Origin of the sequence: Variovorax paradoxus (genome assembly GCF_022009635.1) — a bacterium.
Lineage (GTDB): Bacteria > Pseudomonadota > Gammaproteobacteria > Burkholderiales > Burkholderiaceae_C > Variovorax.
In genome coordinates this window covers 807078-822432 of sequence record NZ_CP091716.1, presented here as the reverse complement: position 1 = coordinate 822432, position 15355 = coordinate 807078, and the positions used below count along the sequence as shown (strand labels likewise).

The following is a 15355-nucleotide window of genomic DNA, read 5'->3' as shown; positions in this document are numbered from 1 at the left end:
CATGCAAGCACAACCGCAAACACTGATCACCACGCCCAACCTCGAGGCGCCCGACGATTTCTACGAGGCGCTCATCGAAGCGCACCAGGGGCTTTCCAACGAAGAGAGCCACGCCTTCAACGCGCGCCTGGTGCTGGTGCTGGCCAACCACGTCGGATCGCTGGCCGTGCTGCGCGAAGCCTTCGACGCGGCGCGCGCCGGCTGAGCGTTTCACCCACATTCACGCATTCCAACCTCATCGCGATTTTTCGAAAGAGAAAACACATGACCCAAGCAACCCCGCCCTCCGAACGGCGCTACCAGAGCGGATTCGGCAACGAGTACGCCTCCGAGGCGGTGCCCGGCGCCCTGCCCCAGGGCCGCAACAACCCGCAGCGCGGCCCGCTGGACCTCTACACCGAGCTGATCTCCGGCACCGCCTTCACCGCGCCGCGCCACGAGAACCGCCGCACCTGGCTGTACCGCCGCCAGCCCTCGGTGGTGTCGGGCCGCTACCAGCCGTATGCACAGCCGCACTGGACCACCGGCGCCGACCGCGAGATCGCGCTGCCGCCCGAGCCGCTGCGCTGGCATCCGCAGCCGCTGGACGGCGCGGAAGGCGCCGACTTCATCGACGGCATGCACACCATCGCGGCCAACGGCGACGCCGAGTCGCAGGTGGGCATCGGCTCGCTGATGTACCTGGCGGGCCGCTCGATGGAGCGCCGCGCCTTCGTCAACGCCGACGGCGAGATGCTGCTGGTGCCCCAGCAGGGCCGCCTGGTCATCACCACCGAACTCGGCGTGCTCGACGTGAAGCCCGGCGAGATCGCGGTGCTGCCGCGCGGCATGGCCTTCAAGGTGGCGCTGCCCGACGGCCTCTCGCGCGGCTACGTGTGCGAGAACTACGGCGCGCATTTCCGCCTGCCCGAACTCGGCCCCATCGGCTCGAACGGCCTGGCCAACGCGCGCGACTTCCAGGCGCCGGTGGCGGCCTTCGAAACCGAAGAAGGCGGCTACGAGATCGTCAAGAAGTTCGGCGGCCGCTTCTGGCAGGCGCCGATGAAGCAGTCGCCCTTCAACGTGGTCGCCTGGCACGGCAACCTGTCGCCGGTGAAGTACGACACGGCGCACTTCATGGTGATCGGCTCGATCAGCTTCGACCATCCCGATCCGTCGATCTTCACCGTGCTGACCTCGCCCAGCGACACGCCCGGCACCGCCAACTGCGACTTCGTGATCTTCCCGCCGCGCTGGATGGTCATGGAGAACACCTTCCGTCCGCCGTGGTTCCACCGCAACCTCATGAGCGAATTCATGGGCCTGGTGCTGGGCGAGTACGACGCCAAGCCGGGCGGTTTCAAGCCCGGCGGCGCGAGCCTGCACAACTGCATGGTGCCGCACGGCCCCGACGAGGAAGCCTTCGACAAGGCCACCCGTGCCGACCTCAAGCCGCACAAGCTGGACAACACGCTGGCCTTCATGTTCGAGAGCCGCTACCGCTTCATTCCCACCAACTTCGCGCTGAAAAGCAGCGCACTCGACACCGACTACGCCGACTGCTGGGCCGGCCTGAAAGATCAATTCAAAGCATGAAGACTGTTTTCACCCTCACCCGTCGCGCGGCGGCCGTCGCACTGCTGGCCGTGCCCTTCTTTGCGCACGCGGCCGACTATCCGTCGAAGCCCATCAAGTTCGTCGTGCCCTACACCCCCGGCGGCACCACCGACCTGGTGGCGCGCACCGTGGGCCAGAAGGTCTCGGAGAAGCTGGGCCAGCCGGTGCTGATCGACAACCGCGGCGGCGCGGGCGGCAACATCGGCATGGACGTGGTGGCCAAGTCCGCGCCGGACGGCTACACCATCGGCTTTGGCGCCATCTCGACCAATGCGCTGAACCCGCACATCTACAAGTCGATGGGCTTCGATCCGCGCAAGGACTTCACCGCCATCAGCCTGCTGGGCACCTCGACCATCGTGCTGGAAGTGCCGGCCGCCTCGGCCATCAAGACCGTGCCCGACCTGATCGCCGCTGCCAAGAAGAACCCCGGCCTGCCCTACGCCACCGCTGGCGCCGGCACCTCGATGAACCTGGCCGGCGTGATGTTCGCGCAGATGACCGGCACCGACCTCGTGCACGTGGCCTACAAGGGCAGCGGCCCGGCCATCACCGACATGCTGGGCAACAACATCGGCGTGATGTTCGACAACCTGCCGGCCTCGCTGCCGCATATCCAGGCCGGCAAGCTGCGCGCGCTGGCGGTGGCGGGCCCGACCCGTTCGCCCTCGCTGCCCGACGTGCCGACCATGGCCGAAGCGGGCCTGAAGGGCTACGCGCTGGAGCCGTGGTTCGGCGTGTACGGCCCGGCCAACCTGCCGGCACCGGTGGTCAAGGCGCTGAACGAAGCCTTCGTGGAAGCGCTCGCCATGCCCGACGTGAAGGCCAAGCTGGCACAGGCCGGCTTCTCGCCGCGCGGCTCGACGCCGCAGGAGCTCGCGAAGCTGAGCGACACCGAATACAAGCGCCTGGGCGACGTCGCCAAGAAGGCCGGCATGTCGGCAGACTGAACAGATTCAAAGAAAGATATCCATGACCGCACTGAACGCCACCCATGACCCCAAGCTGCGCAGCTGGGTCGACTCGGCCAACGAGGCCGGCAACGACTTCCCGATCCAGAACCTGCCGTTCGGCCGCTTCCGCGCCGCGGGCAGCAGCGAAGCCTTCCGCATCGGCGTCGCCATCGGCGACCAGGTGCTGGACCTGCGCGCCACCGGCCTCGTCGACACCGACGACATGAACGTGCTGATGAACGCCAGCGTGAAGGACCGCCAGGCCCTGCGCGCGGCCATCTCGGCCGGCCTGGCCGAAGGCAGCGACAAGCAGGCCGCGTGGTCGAAGGCGCTGCTGGCGCAGGCCAAGGCCGAGATGACGGTGCCCTGCCGCATCGGCGACTACACCGACTTCTACACCGGCATCCATCACGCGACCACCATCGGCAAGCTGTTCCGTCCCGACCAGCCGCTGATGCCCAACTACAAGTGGGTGCCCATCGGCTACCACGGCCGGGCCTCGTCCATCGTCGTGAGCGGCCAGACCTTCAAGCGCCCGCAGGGCCAGACCAAGGCGCCCGATGCCGCGGAGCCGAGCTTCGGCCCGTCGAAGCGGCTGGACTACGAGCTGGAGCTGGGCTTCCTGGTCGGCCAGGGCAATGCCCTGGGCGAGCCGATTGCCATCGGCGAGGCCGAAGACCACCTGTTCGGCGTGACGCTGCTCAACGACTGGTCGGCGCGCGACCTGCAGGCCTGGGAATACCAGCCGCTCGGCCCCTTCCTCTCGAAGAATTTCGCGAGCACGCTGTCGCCGTGGATCGTGACGACCGAGGCACTGGCGCCGTTCCGCGCGAAGTTCGAACGGCCCGCCGGAGACCCGCAGCCGCTGCCCTACCTCGACTCGCCCGCCAACCGCGAACGCGGCGCGCTCGACATCACGCTCGAAGTGCTGCTGCAGACCGCGAAGATGCGCGCCGAAGGCGTTGCGCCCGTGCGCCTGACGCGCGGCAACACGACCGAAGCCGCCTACTGGACCGCCGCGCAGCTCATCGCGCACCACACGGTGAACGGCTGCAACCTGCAGCCGGGCGACCTGCTGGGCTCGGGCACGCTGTCGGGGCCGAAGCCCGACGAAGCCGGCTCGCTGATCGAGCTGACGCTGGGCGGCAAGCAGCCGATCACGCTGCCGAACGGCGAGAAGCGCACGTTCCTGGAAGACGGGGACACGCTGGTGATTCGCGGCTATTGCGAGCGCGTTGGCGCTGTGAGGATCGGGCTCGGGGAAGTCAGCGGCACGGTAGTTTGAGTGGTGTTGTCCCCTCTCCCTCCGGGAGAGGGCCAGGGTGAGGGCAGACGGCCTCCCAACATCGCGCTGTCTTCACCGCCGCTCACCCTCACCCCAACCCTCTCTCCAAGGGGAGAGGGAGCAAGACATTACGGCGCAGTAGCAGGCGTCGGCGCCGCAGCAGCCGGCCACGCCACCTCGCTCGCCACGCGCGGCTTGCCGATCGGCGCGGTCGCCTTGCCGATCTTGATGGCGGCCATGTCGGCCTCGCTCGGGTACTGGTCGGCAAGCCAGTAGTCGAACACCCGGCGCGCGATGGGCGCCGCGGCGCCCGCGCCCCAGCCGGCGTTCTCGACGATCACGGCAATCGCGATCTTCGGGTCGTTCACCGGCGCGAAACCCATGAACAAGGCGTGGTCCCGCTGGTGCTCTTCGAGCGCGCGGGCGTTGTACTTGGTGTTCTGGGCCTGCGTCACGGCCTGCGCCGTGCCGGTCTTGCCGGCCGCCTGGTAGGCCGCGCCCGCGAACACGCCGCGCGCCGTACCGCTGGTGACCACGCTGGTCAGGCCCTCGCGGATCACAGAAATGGCTGACGCCGTGTAGCCGAGGTTTTCCGCCGGCGGCTGCGGCATCGGCACCACCTGCCCGCTCACGGTGTTGCGCGTGGCCAGCACGAGGTGCGGCTTGTGCTTGAGGCCGCCGTCCGCCACGATGGCCGTGGCCTGCGCCAGCTGCAGCATCGTGAAGTTGTTGTAGCCCTGCCCGATGCCCAGCGAGATCGTCTCGCCCGCATACCATTTCTTGGCCTCGGGGCGCTTGTAGGCGTTGCGCTTCCACTCGGTGCTCGGCAGCACGCCGCGCACTTCGCCGCCCAGGTCGATGCCGGTGATCTGGCCGAAGCCCAGCGGCTTCATGGAGTCGTGGATCAGGTCCACGCCCATCTCGTTGGCCAGCGAGTAGAAATAGATGTTGCTCGACAGCTGGATCGCGCGGCGCATGTCGACGCCGCCGAGGTTGCCTTCGGGGCTGCCGAAGCGGTGGCCGCCGAAGTTGAAGTAGCCGGGGTCGTTCACCACCACGCTGGGGCCGCGCTTGCCGGTCTGCAGCGCCGCCAGCGCCATGAAGGGCTTGTAAGTGGAGCCGGGCGGATAGGTGCCGCGCAGCGCGCGGTTCAGCAGCGGCTTGTCGATGGATTCGGTCAGCGCCGCCCAGCTTTCGTTGTCGATGCCTTCGACGAACAGGTTGGGGTCGAAGGTGGGCTTGCTCACGAAGGCCAGCACCTCGCCGGTCTTGGGGTCGATGGCCACCACCGCGCCGCGGCGGTCGCCGAACATGTCTTCCACCAGCTTCTGCAGCTTGATGTCGAGCGACAGCATCACGGTGTTGCCCGGCGTGGCCGGATGGCTGGCCAGCCGCCGCACGGCGCGCCCGCCGGCCGAGGTTTCCATCTGCTCGACACCGGTCTGGCCGTGCAGCGTCTTCTCGTAGCTCTGCTCGATGCCGAGCTTGCCGATGTAGTCGGTGCCCTTGTAGTTGGCCTGCTCTTCCTCGTCCCAGTCTTCCATCGCGGTCTTCTCGCGCTGGTTGATGCGGCCGATGTAGCCGAGCACGTGCGAGGCCAGCTCGCCCTGCGGGTAGTTGCGAAAGAGGCGCGCCTTGATCTCCACGCCCGGAAAGCGGTAGCGCTGGGCCGCGAAGCGCGCGACTTCCTCGTCGCTCAGGCGGGTTCGGATGGGAATGGAGTCGAAGCTGCGCGAGTCTTCGCGCAGGCGCTTGAAGCGGCGGCGGTCACGCGGCGAGATCTCGAGCACCTGGGTCAGGCTGTCGATGGTTTCCTCGACGTCACCCACCTTGGAGGGCGTGATCTCCAGCGTGTAGGCCGAATAGTTGGAGGCCAGCACGATGCCGTTGCGGTCGAGGATCAGCCCCCGGTTCGGCACCACCGGCACCACGGCCGTGCGGTTGCTCTCGGCCTGCTCGGCCAGGTCTTCATGGCGCGTGACCTGCAGGTACACCAGCCGCGCGCACAGCAGCCCGAAGGCGAACAGCACCGCCAGCCCGATGACGATCACGCGGCGCTTGAAGCGCGCGAGATCGGCGGCGACATTGCGGATTTCGGTCATGGCGATGGGAGCTTAGGCGCGCGCAGGTGCGATGGCAAATGCGGCTGGCTGGGCTTAGAGGGGTCGGTTCTCGTCGGGTTCCGGAGTGCGGCGCTGCGGGGCCAGTAACAGTGCCGTGGCCAGGGGCCAGAGCGCAGCTTCGATGGCCGGCGAGATCAGCACCGTCCAGCCCGGAAACACACCGCCGCCGATCATCCGCGTGATGACCTCGATCACCTGCGACAGCGCGAAAAGCGGCAGCACCTGCAGCGCCTGCGACAGCACCGGATACCAGAGCAGCCGCCGGTGGATGGTGATCGCGAAGAAGCCCAGCGTGGTGTAGGACAGCGCATGCTGGCCCAGCATCGACGACTGGTGCACGTCCATGCACAGCCCGAAGACGAAGGCCGCGCCGATGCCCACGCGCGAAGGCTGGTGCACGCCCCAGAACACGATCACCAGCGCCAGCAGGTCGGGCATCCAGACGGCCCGGCCGATCGGCACCATGTTGACGAGCAGCGCCGCCACGAGGCTGGCCCACATGAAGAAGGGGCTGACGGGCAGCAGGAGCTGCTGCTGGCCGGGACGCTTGATCATCGACGTTCTCCCGGCTTCTTTTCGTTCTTGCCCGCGCCGGGCTTGCCTTCCGGCCGCTTGCGCTGGGTGGTGGCGGGCGGGGCTGGCGGCGGCGCGGTCGGCGCGCCCGTGGGTTCGAGCACCAGCACGTAGCGCGCGGCCGTCACATGGGCCAGCGGCACGCAGTAGATGCGGGCGAAGGCGGAATCGGCGCGGCGCTCGATGCGTTCGATCTTCGCCACCGGCAGGCCGGTGGGGTAGATGCCGTCGACGCCGCTGGTGGAGAGCAGGTCGCCTTCCTGCAGGTCGGCATTGGCGGCCATGAAGCGCAGCTCCAGGCCGCCGCCGTGGGCCGAGGCGTCGCCGAAGGCCACGCTGCGCACGCCGGTGCGGGTGTTCTGCACGGGAATGGCCAGGTCGCGGTCGATCACCAGCGTGACCTCGCTCGTGAAGGGCAGCACCTGCGTGACCTGGCCCAGCACGCCGCGCGCGTCGATCACCGGCGAGCCGGCCACCACGCCCTGGGTCATGCCCTGGTCGATCACGATCTTTCGGGTGTAGGGGTCGGCCGCGTCGTACAGCACCTCGGCCGCGCGGCCCGGCGTGGTCGTGGCCTGGCGCAGCTCGAGCAGTTCGCGCAGGCGGGCGTTGTCCTGCGCCAAGGTGTCGGCCTGGGCCGCGCGCTCGGCCTGCATCATCAGTGCCTTGCGAGCATCTTCCTCGTTGCGCTGGGCGACCTGCAGGTCTTCGAAGTAGCGTCCGCCGCCGAGCACGGCCTGAACCGGCTTCAGCGCCACCCATTGCACCGGATACAGCACCGCGCCGATGCCCGCGCGGATGGGCTGCACGATGTGGAAACGCGCGTCGGCCACCATGAGGAACAGGGAGAGCGCGCCGAAGAAGATCAGCTTGCTGAGCGCCGACTGCCCCTGGTTGAACAGGGGTGGCGCTGTGCGATCGAGCGTGCCCAGAGGCATGAATTCAGACCCGGCGGTGGTGCGGAATCAAATAACAAAAAGCCGGCCTGCGCAAGCAGAGGCCGGCCGATGATGCAGCTGCCTGCTTACTCGCTCGTGAAAATGCTGCCCAGGCGGTCCATGCGCTCCAGCGCAATGCCGCAGCCGCGCACCACGCAGGTCAGCGGGTCTTCGGCCACCAGCACCGGCAGGCCGGTTTCCTCGGCCAGCAGGCGGTCGAGGTCGCGCAGCAGCGCGCCGCCGCCAGTCAGCATCATGCCGCGCTCGGCGATGTCGGCGCCCAGTTCGGGCGGCGTCTGTTCGAGCGCGTTCTTCACGGCCGAGACGATGTTGTTCAGCGGATCGGTCAGGGCTTCCAGCACTTCGTTGCTGCTGATGGTGAAGCTGCGCGGCACGCCTTCGGAAAGGTTGCGGCCCTTGACTTCCATTTCCTTGACTTCGGAGCCCGGGAAGGCCGAGCCGATGTTCTTCTTGATGACTTCGGCCGTCGGCTCGCCGATCAGCATGCCGTAGTTGCGGCGGATGTAGTTGATGATGGCTTCGTCGAAGCGGTCGCCGCCCACGCGCACGGAGCCCTTGTAGACCATGCCGCCCAGCGAGATGACGCCCACTTCGGTGGTGCCGCCGCCGATGTCCACCACCATCGAGCCCGAGGCTTCGCTGACGGGCAGGCCGGCGCCGATGGCCGCGGCCATGGGTTCCTCGATGAGGTAGACGGAGGTGGCGCCTGCCGCCTCGGCCGCGTCCTTGATGGCGCGGCGCTCGACCTGGGTCGAGCCGCAGGGCACGCAGATGATGATGCGCGGGCTCGGCGTGAGCAGCGTGCGCGGGTGCACCATCTTGATGAACTGCTTGATCATCTGCTCGGTGATCACGAAGTCGGCAATGACGCCGTCCTTCATCGGGCGGATCGCCTCGATGTTGCCGGGCACCTTGCCCAGCATGGCCTTGGCTTCGCGGCCGACAGCCTGGATCACCTTCTTGCCGTGGGGGCCGCCTTCATGGCGGATTGCCACGACGGACGGTTCGTCCAGCACGATGCCCTTGTTGCGGGCGAAGATCAGGGTGTTGGCGGTGCCGAGGTCGATCGCAAGGTCGGTGGAAAAGTACCGACGGAAAGCTCCAAACATGTGCGGAATCCTCTGAGCACGGCCTGCGCATCGGCAGGTCGTCGCTCTATTTTTTGGGTCGTTTGACGGGGTGAATTGATCGTTTTTGGCGCAAAAGCCGGCGCGTTCGCGGGGGTTGCGGCAAAGGCGGGATAATAACCGAATCCCCTCTGATTCCCGTATTAGCACCGGCTTCGCGGTGCGATTCCCCCTGCTTTTTTTAGCGTTTCGACCCTATGGCACTTTCTGCTTCCGATATCGCGCGCATCGCCTCGCTGGCGAGGCTGCAGCTGGCTCCCGACGAAAGCGAGCGCATGCTCAGCCAGATCAACGGCTTTTTCGACGTGGTCGAACGCATGCGTTCGGTGGACACCACCGGCGTCGAGCCGCTGGCCCACCCCGTGGCGGCCATCGAAGACATCACGCTGCGCCTGCGTGACGACGTGGCGAGCGAGCCCAATAACCGCGAAGCCAACCAGAAGAGCGCCCCGGCCGTCGAAGCCGGCCTGTTCCTCGTGCCCAAGGTGATCGAATAATGAGCAGCAACACCGAACTGCACCAGATGGGCGTGGTCGCGCTGGCCCAGGCGCTGGCCGACCGCAAGGTTTCGGCCGTCGAGGCCTCCCAGGTATTCCTCGGCCGCATGAAGGCCCACGAATCCCTCGGCACCTTCGTCGACGTCAATGAAGAAGCGACGCTGGCCCAGGCCCGCGCCGCCGACGCGCTCATCGCCGCCGGCAACGCCCCGGCGCTGGCCGGCGTGCCCATCGCGCACAAGGACATCTTCGTCACCACCGACTTCGCCACCACCGCGGGCTCGAAGATGCTCGCGGGCTACCGCTCGCCCTTCGACGCGACCGTGGTCAAGCGTCTGGCCGAAGCCGGCGCGGTCACGCTCGGCAAGCTGAGCTGCGACGAATTCGCGATGGGCTCGGCCAACGAGAACATCGCCGTGCCCGCCGTGGGCCACGACAAGGCCGTGCCCGTGCAGAACCCCTGGAACCGCGAGCGCATTCCGGGCGGCTCGTCCGGCGCCAGCGCGGCGGCAGTGGCGGCACGCCTGGCTCCCGCGGCCACCGGCACCGACACCGGCGGCTCGATCCGCCAGCCCGCCTCGTTCTGCGGCATCACCGGCATCAAGCCCACCTACGGCCGCGCCTCGCGCTACGGCATGGTGGCCTTCGCGTCGAGCCTGGACCAGGCCGGCCCGATGGCCCGCTCGGCCGAAGACTGCGCGCTGCTGCTGTCGGCCTTCTGCGGCCCCGACCTCGACCGCGACTCCACCTCGCTCGACAAGCCCGCCGAGAACTTCGGCCGCTCGCTGAACGACTCGCTCGAAGGCCTGCGCATCGGCGTGCCCAAGGAGTTCTTCGGCGAAGGCGTGGCACCCGGCGTGCGCGCGGCCATCGACGCGGCCCTGGCGCAGTACGAAAAGCTCGGCGCCAGGCGCGTCGAGGTCACGCTGCCGCGCACCGAGCTGTCGATTCCCGTGTACTACATCATTGCCGCGGCCGAGGCCTCGAGCAACCTGAGCCGCTTCGACGGCGTGAAGTTCGGCCATCGCGCCAAGGACTTCATCGACCCCGCGAGCAAGAAGAGCGCGCTCACGCAGATGTACGAACGCACGCGCGCCGAAGGCTTCGGCGACGAAGTCAAGCGCCGCATCATGATCGGCACCTACGTGCTATCGCACGGCTACTACGACGCCTACTACCTGCAGGCGCAAAAAGTGCGCCGCATGATCGCCGACGACTTCCAGCAGGCCTTCGGGCAGTGCGACGTGATCGCCGGCCCCGCCGCGCCCACCACCGCATGGAAGCTCGGCGAACACGGCGACGACCCGGTGGCCGACTACCTTGCAGACATCTTCACGCTGCCCGCATCGCTGGCCGGCCTGCCCGGCATGAGCGTGCCCGCGGGCTTCGACGGCGGCATGCCCGTGGGCCTGCAGCTGATCGGCAACTACTTCGGCGAAGCGAAGCTGCTGAACGCGGCGCACCGCTTCCAGCAGGCCACCGACTGGCATTCGCGCACGCCGGAGGGCTTTTGAGATGAGCGAGACCGTGAACACATTCGAAGCACAACAACAGGGCCGCCCGACCGGCCCACTGGTGCGCGGCTATGAAGTCATCATCGGCTTCGAGACGCACGCGCAGCTCTCCACCGCGAGCAAGATCTTCAGCCGCGCCTCCACCGCCTTCGGCGCCGAGCCCAACACGCAGGCCTGCGCGGTCGACCTGGCGCTGCCCGGCACGCTGCCCGTGATGAACAAGGGCGCGGTCGAACGCGCCATCAAGCTCGGCCTGGCGCTGGGCTCGCACATCGCGCCGCGCAGCGTGTTCGCGCGCAAGAACTACTTCTACCCCGATCTGCCCAAGGGCTACCAGATCAGCCAGTTCGAGATCCCCGTGGTGCAGGGCGGCGCGGTGTCGTTCTTCGTGGGCGAGGAGCAGAAGACGGTGCGCCTGGTGCGCGCCCACCTCGAGGAAGACGCGGGCAAGTCGCTGCATGAAGACTTCATCGGCCAGAGCGGCATCGACCTGAACCGCGCCGGCACGCCGCTGCTGGAGATCGTGACCGAGCCCGACATGCGCTCCACCGCCGAGGCCGTGGCCTATGCGAAGGAGCTGCACAAGATCGTGACCTGGATCGGCATCTGCGACGGCAACATGCAGGAAGGCAGCTTCCGCTGCGACGCCAACGTGTCGGTGCGCCGCCCTGGCGACAAGCTCGGCACGCGCCGCGAGATCAAGAACCTGAACAGCTTCAAGTTCATGCAGCAGGCGATCGACTACGAGATCCGCTGGCAGATCGAAGAGATCGAGGACGGCCGCGCCATCGAGCAGGCCACCGTGCTGTTCGATCCCGACACCGGCGAGACGCGCGCCATGCGCGCCAAGGAAGACTCGGCCGACTACCGCTACTTCCCCGACCCCGACCTGCCGCCGCTGGTCATCGCCGCCGACTGGATCGAGCGCGTGAAGGGCGCCATGCCCGAGCTGCCGCGCGCGATGGCCGAGCGCTATGTACGCGACCACGGCCTGTCGGAATACGACGCCGCGCAGCTCACGCAGAGCGCGGCGCTGGCCGGCTACTTCGACGAAGCCGTGAACGCGGGCGCCACGCCCAAGCTCGCGAGCAACTGGATCACCGGCGAGATGGCACGGCGCCTGAACGCCGCCGAAATCGGCATCGAGGCCGCGCCGGTGAAAGCGCAGCAACTGGCCCAGCTGGTGAAGCGCATCGCCGACGGCACGCTGCCCAACAACGCAGCACGCCAGGTGTTCGAAGCGCTGTGGACCGGCGAAGGCAGCAATGTCGACGCCATCATCGAAGCGAAAGACCTGAAGCCGATGGCCGACACCGGCGCGCTCGACAAGATCCTCGACGAGGTGATCGCGAAGAACGCCAAGAACGTCGAGGAATACCGCGGCGGCAAGGAAAAGGCGCTCAACGCCCTCGTGGGTCAGGTCATGAAGGCCAGCGGCGGCAAGGCGAACCCAGCGCAGGTCACCGAACTGCTGAAGGCCAAGCTGGCCTGATCGAATGAAGCCGGGGCCTTGCGCAAGGCCCCGGTTGCTTCAGCGGTTGGTGCCGCCGTTCTGGGGCGACCAGAGCAGCTTCAGGCGCGCGCGCTCTTCGTCGAAGCGCGCATTCACCCGCTTCTTCTCTTCTTCCTGCTCGCCGATGAAACGGTTCTGCACCGCCACGCTCTGCGCGTTGTCGTCAAGCCTGCGCCGCACCGCGCCGGGAGCCTTGGTCGGGTCCTGCTTGTAGAACTCCATCTCCTCGTCGATCTTCTTGCGGTCTTCGCCCAGCTCGACGATGCGCTTGCGCGCCGCCTGCGTCACCGCGTCGATCTGCGAGAGCGCCTCGGCGCGTTCGCGATCGTGCGTGGCGGCGTTCGGGTAGCGCACCAGCAAGGCCCGCTCGCGCCGGCGCTCGTCGGTCAGGCGCGCGGCCTGGATGGCGGCTTCGCGGGCGCGGTCTTCGCGCTCCTGCAGCTCGCGCGCCGTGTAGGTCGGCTCGACCTTTCGGCGCACGGAGCCGCTGGGGTTCAGCTCGCGCTGCTCACGGTCGCTGCACTCGGCAATGGGCCGGTCGGCCGTCAGCGTGCGGCCGCGGGCGTCGGTGCAGGTGAAGATGCCGGGAGAGGCGCCTTCCGGTTTCTGCGATTGCGCATGCAACGCGCCGCAAAAACCCGAAGCCGCCAGTATCGATGCCGCCGCCAGCAGGCGAATCGGCTTGCCGTTGTCGCGTGCGTCGTGCATCGGCTGTACGCCTCAGCTCGCGCCGTAGCGCGTGCGGTAGGCCAGCACGCGGTCGCGGTGCGTGCCCAGGTCGGCCGCCGCGCTGCCCGACAGGTAGCTCAGCAGGTCGTCCAGCGTGGCGATGGCGATCACCGCCAGGCCGAGCTGGTTGCGCACGTACTGCACCGCGCTGTGGTCCACGTCGACGCCGTTCTCGGTGGCTTTTTCCTGCCGGTCGAGCGCGATGGCCACGGCATGCGGCGTGGCGCCGGCCGCCTGGATGGCGGCGATCGACTCGCGCACCGCGGTGCCGGCGGACATCACGTCGTCGACGATCAGCACGCGGCCCTTGAGCGGCGCGCCGACCAGGTTGCCGCCTTCGCCGTGCGCCTTGGCTTCCTTGCGGTTATAGGCAAAGGGATAGTTGCGGCCCCGGCGGGCCAGCTCGGCGGCCACCGTGGCGCCCAGCGGGATGCCCTTGTAGGCGGGGCCGAAGATCATGTCGAATTCGAGCCCGCTCTCGATCAATCGGTCTGCATAGAATCCCGCGAGACGGGCGATCTTGCCGCCGTCGTCGAAGAGCCCCGAATTGAAGAAATAAGGACTCATTCGGCCGGCTTTTGTCTTGAATTCGCCAAAACGCAGCACGCCGGCATCCAACGCGAACTGGACGAAGTCCTGTGCGACCGCGCTGCTTTTCTGACCATCTACAGCCATCGGAATTTCCTTGTGTTCAAACTGACCAGTCTCAATCTCAATGGCCTGCGTTCGGCCGCTACCAAAGGCGTGGCCGACTGGGTGGCCGAACTTGCGCCGGATTGTATTTGCATGCAGGAGATCCGGGTCCAGGCCAGCGATGTCGAAGGCCGTTTCGAGGAAATGGCGGGCCTGAAGGGCCACTTCCATTTCGCCGAGAAAAAGGGGTACGCCGGCACCGCCGTGTACACCAAGCACGCTCCGAGCCAGGTCGTGGTGGGCTGGGGCGACGCCGAGTTCGACGCCGAGGGCCGCTACCTGGAGCTTCGCTTCGACACGCCCAAGCGCAAGTTCTCGGTCATCAGCTGCTACTTTCCGAGCGGCAGTTCGGGCGAGGAGCGGCAGGAGGCCAAGTTCCGCTTCCTCAAGGGCTTCTTCCCGCACTTGGTGGCGCTGAAGAAAGAGCGCGAGTTCGTCCTGTGCGGCGACATCAACATCGCCCACCAGCAGATCGACCTGAAGAACTGGCGCGGCAACCAGAAGAACAGCGGCTTCCTGCCCGAGGAGCGTGCCTGGATGACCAGGCTGCTCGACGCCGGCACCGAAGGCGCGGGCCTGGTCGACGTGTATCGCAAGCTCAAGCCCGACACCACCGACGAAGCCTACACCTGGTGGAGCAACCGCGGCCAGGCCTACGCCAACAACGTGGGATGGCGGCTGGACTACCACCTGGCCACGCCGGCCATCGGCGCGCTGGCGCGCACCGAGCAAATCTACAAGACCGTGAAGTTCTCGGACCACGCGCCGATCACGGTCGAATACGACTTCACGCTGTAAGCCTAAGCCAGCCCGTATCGCCGGTCAGCGCGACAACTCGGGCAGCGCCTTCACCAGCGTCGCGACGAAGGCTTGCATGGCCTCGGTCTCGTGCGCGCCGCGCTTGGTGACGCGGTAGAAATCGAGCCCCACCTTGGGCTTGGTCAGCACGTCGGTGCGCACCCTGTGGCGGCGACAGGCCGCGAGCGCGAAGGTCGGCATCACGGCGGTGCCGAAGCCGGCCTCCACCATCGAGATCAGCGTGCCGAAGAAGTTGAACGCGGGCCGCTGCGCGTCGGCGCGGCCGATGGTGGCCAGGTGCTGGTCGATCACCTTCTGGATCGGGTTGCCGGGCGGCAGGCCGACCAGTTCCGCGCCGCGCAGGGCCGACCACGGCGCGGTGCCGACGCCCGGCGCCGCGTCGGCGTCGTCATCGAGGCGGCTCACCCGCATCAGGTGAAAGCGGCCGACCGGCGTGCGCTCCAGCCCCGGCGCGGCCTTGAAGAAGAAGCCCAGCCCCACGTCGGCGTCGCCGGCCGTGACCATCGCCTCCACGTCGCGAAGGTCGGCGTCGAACAGGCGCAGGCTGACCTGCGGGTGCGCCGCGCGGAAGGTGGAGAACACCTGGGGCAGCAGGTGCGACGACACCAGCGGCGTGGCCGCGATGCGCAGCGTGTGGCGCGCCGCGTCGCCCGCCGCGCCCAGTTCGGCCGCCACGTCGTCCAGGTCGGTCATGAGCCGCTCGACCACCGGCAGCAGCCGCCGTCCCTCGGGCGTGAGGCTCACCACGCGCGTGGTGCGGTCGAACAGCCGGCAGCCGAGCTGCTTTTCCATCTCTCGAATCAGGATGCTGAGGCCCGCCTGAGTGATGTGCGCCTGCTCGGCCGCACGCGTGAAGTTGCCGATGCGCGCCACATGCAGGAACGCGCGCATCTGGCGGGTCGAGAGGTTCATAAGGATTCATGATAAATCCATATCACATCTAAATTTCCCAAATGGTTCGGCTGCGTTCCTAA

The 15355-nt window shown here is 67.7% G+C and carries 15 protein-coding genes; 8 read left to right on the top strand and 7 right to left on the bottom strand.

Annotation, left to right across the window (positions count from 1 at the left end; translation table 11 throughout):
* The first annotated feature begins 1 nt into the window (after nucleotide 1).
* Genes L3V85_RS04100 through fahA form a run of 4 tightly spaced genes read left to right on the top strand, consistent with a single transcriptional unit; the run spans nucleotide 2 to nucleotide 3834 of the window.
* A complete protein-coding gene (locus L3V85_RS04100; protein ID WP_237678133.1) occupies nucleotides 2–205 on the top strand; it encodes a DUF2783 domain-containing protein in 204 nt (67 codons plus the stop codon).
* 59 nt (nucleotides 206–264) lie between these two features.
* Nucleotides 265–1575, top strand: coding sequence for a homogentisate 1,2-dioxygenase (gene hmgA, locus L3V85_RS04095; RefSeq protein ID WP_237678132.1), 1311 nt, complete (start codon nucleotides 265–267; stop codon nucleotides 1573–1575).
* Nucleotides 1572–2546: a Bug family tripartite tricarboxylate transporter substrate binding protein gene (locus L3V85_RS04090; RefSeq protein WP_237678131.1), complete on the top strand. Its 975-nt coding sequence runs from the start codon at nucleotides 1572–1574 to the stop codon at nucleotides 2544–2546. The genes hmgA and L3V85_RS04090 overlap by 4 nt, the downstream gene beginning before the upstream one ends.
* A gap of 22 nt (nucleotides 2547–2568) precedes the next feature.
* A complete protein-coding gene (gene fahA, locus L3V85_RS04085; RefSeq protein WP_237678130.1) occupies nucleotides 2569–3834 on the top strand; it encodes a fumarylacetoacetase in 1266 nt (421 codons plus the stop codon).
* Nucleotides 3835–3962: 128 nt separating this feature from the next.
* Here the strand turns inward: fahA and mrdA are convergent, their stop codons facing one another.
* The 4 genes from mrdA to L3V85_RS04065 form a co-directional block, all read right to left on the bottom strand.
* Nucleotides 3963–5936, bottom strand: a complete 1974-nt coding sequence (gene mrdA, locus L3V85_RS04080) for a penicillin-binding protein 2 (RefSeq protein ID WP_237678129.1) — start codon at nucleotides 5934–5936, stop codon at nucleotides 3963–3965.
* A 54-nt stretch (nucleotides 5937–5990) separates the two neighbouring features.
* Nucleotides 5991–6512 (bottom strand): rod shape-determining protein MreD, encoded by a 522-nt coding sequence (gene mreD, locus L3V85_RS04075; RefSeq protein ID WP_237678128.1) that lies wholly within the window; start codon nucleotides 6510–6512, stop codon nucleotides 5991–5993.
* Nucleotides 6509–7468 carry a rod shape-determining protein MreC gene (gene mreC / locus L3V85_RS04070; RefSeq protein WP_237678127.1) on the bottom strand — a complete coding sequence of 320 codons (960 nt, stop codon included), beginning with the start codon at nucleotides 7466–7468 and terminating at the stop codon, nucleotides 6509–6511. The genes mreD and mreC overlap by 4 nt, the downstream gene beginning before the upstream one ends.
* 86 nt (nucleotides 7469–7554) lie before the next feature.
* Nucleotides 7555–8598, bottom strand: coding sequence for a rod shape-determining protein (locus L3V85_RS04065; protein ID WP_007833435.1), 1044 nt, complete (start codon nucleotides 8596–8598; stop codon nucleotides 7555–7557).
* Nucleotides 8599–8813: 215 nt separating this feature from the next.
* Here L3V85_RS04065 and gatC point away from each other — a divergent pair, with 215 nt between their 5' ends.
* The 3 genes from gatC to gatB are packed head-to-tail and all read left to right on the top strand — an operon-like array spanning nucleotide 8814 to nucleotide 12119.
* On the top strand, nucleotides 8814–9113 hold the full coding sequence (gatC, locus tag L3V85_RS04060) for an Asp-tRNA(Asn)/Glu-tRNA(Gln) amidotransferase subunit GatC (protein ID WP_237678126.1): 300 nt from the start codon (nucleotides 8814–8816) through the stop codon (nucleotides 9111–9113).
* A complete protein-coding gene (gene gatA / locus L3V85_RS04055) occupies nucleotides 9113–10627 on the top strand; it encodes an Asp-tRNA(Asn)/Glu-tRNA(Gln) amidotransferase subunit GatA (protein ID WP_237678125.1) in 1515 nt (504 codons plus the stop codon). Before gatC ends, gatA begins: the two co-directional genes overlap by 1 nt.
* Nucleotide 10628: 1 nt before the next feature.
* Entirely contained in the window at nucleotides 10629–12119 is a 1491-nt protein-coding gene (gene gatB / locus L3V85_RS04050; protein ID WP_237678124.1) for an Asp-tRNA(Asn)/Glu-tRNA(Gln) amidotransferase subunit GatB, read from the top strand.
* A gap of 39 nt (nucleotides 12120–12158) precedes the next feature.
* Here the strand turns inward: gatB and L3V85_RS04045 are convergent, their stop codons facing one another.
* Nucleotides 12159–12848, bottom strand: coding sequence for a DUF4124 domain-containing protein (locus tag L3V85_RS04045; RefSeq protein ID WP_237678123.1), 690 nt, complete (start codon nucleotides 12846–12848; stop codon nucleotides 12159–12161).
* 12 nt (nucleotides 12849–12860) lie between these two features.
* Nucleotides 12861–13544 carry an orotate phosphoribosyltransferase gene (gene pyrE / locus L3V85_RS04040; protein WP_237678122.1) on the bottom strand — a complete coding sequence of 228 codons (684 nt, stop codon included), beginning with the start codon at nucleotides 13542–13544 and terminating at the stop codon, nucleotides 12861–12863.
* A gap of 12 nt (nucleotides 13545–13556) precedes the next feature.
* Between pyrE and L3V85_RS04035 the strand changes: the two genes are divergently transcribed.
* A complete protein-coding gene (locus L3V85_RS04035; protein WP_237678121.1) occupies nucleotides 13557–14360 on the top strand; it encodes an exodeoxyribonuclease III in 804 nt (267 codons plus the stop codon).
* Nucleotides 14361–14384: 24 nt separating this feature from the next.
* On the opposite strand, the gene L3V85_RS04030 is transcribed toward L3V85_RS04035, so the two are convergent.
* Entirely contained in the window at nucleotides 14385–15293 is a 909-nt protein-coding gene (locus L3V85_RS04030; RefSeq protein WP_237678120.1) for a LysR family transcriptional regulator, read from the bottom strand.
* Nucleotides 15294–15355: the final 62 nt, after the last annotated feature.

Bases quoted from the DNA above. Each gene is read 5' to 3' on its own strand.
- L3V85_RS04100 (WP_237678133.1), top strand. From the start codon at position 2: ATGCAAGCACAACCGCAAACACTGATCACCACGCCCAACCTCGAGGCG.
- hmgA (WP_237678132.1), top strand. From the start codon at position 265: ATGACCCAAGCAACCCCGCCCTCCGAACGGCGCTACCAGAGCGGATTC.
- L3V85_RS04090 (WP_237678131.1), top strand. From the start codon at position 1,572: ATGAAGACTGTTTTCACCCTCACCCGTCGCGCGGCGGCCGTCGCACTG.
- fahA (WP_237678130.1), top strand. From the start codon at position 2,569: ATGACCGCACTGAACGCCACCCATGACCCCAAGCTGCGCAGCTGGGTC.
- mrdA (WP_237678129.1), bottom strand. From the start codon at position 5,936: ATGACCGAAATCCGCAATGTCGCCGCCGATCTCGCGCGCTTCAAGCGC.
- mreD (WP_237678128.1), bottom strand. From the start codon at position 6,512: ATGATCAAGCGTCCCGGCCAGCAGCAGCTCCTGCTGCCCGTCAGCCCC.
- mreC (WP_237678127.1), bottom strand. From the start codon at position 7,468: ATGCCTCTGGGCACGCTCGATCGCACAGCGCCACCCCTGTTCAACCAG.
- L3V85_RS04065 (WP_007833435.1), bottom strand. From the start codon at position 8,598: ATGTTTGGAGCTTTCCGTCGGTACTTTTCCACCGACCTTGCGATCGAC.
- gatC (WP_237678126.1), top strand. From the start codon at position 8,814: ATGGCACTTTCTGCTTCCGATATCGCGCGCATCGCCTCGCTGGCGAGG.
- gatA (WP_237678125.1), top strand. From the start codon at position 9,113: ATGAGCAGCAACACCGAACTGCACCAGATGGGCGTGGTCGCGCTGGCC.
- gatB (WP_237678124.1), top strand. From the start codon at position 10,629: ATGAGCGAGACCGTGAACACATTCGAAGCACAACAACAGGGCCGCCCG.
- L3V85_RS04045 (WP_237678123.1), bottom strand. From the start codon at position 12,848: ATGCACGACGCACGCGACAACGGCAAGCCGATTCGCCTGCTGGCGGCG.
- pyrE (WP_237678122.1), bottom strand. From the start codon at position 13,544: ATGGCTGTAGATGGTCAGAAAAGCAGCGCGGTCGCACAGGACTTCGTC.
- L3V85_RS04030 (WP_237678120.1), bottom strand. From the start codon at position 15,293: ATGAACCTCTCGACCCGCCAGATGCGCGCGTTCCTGCATGTGGCGCGC.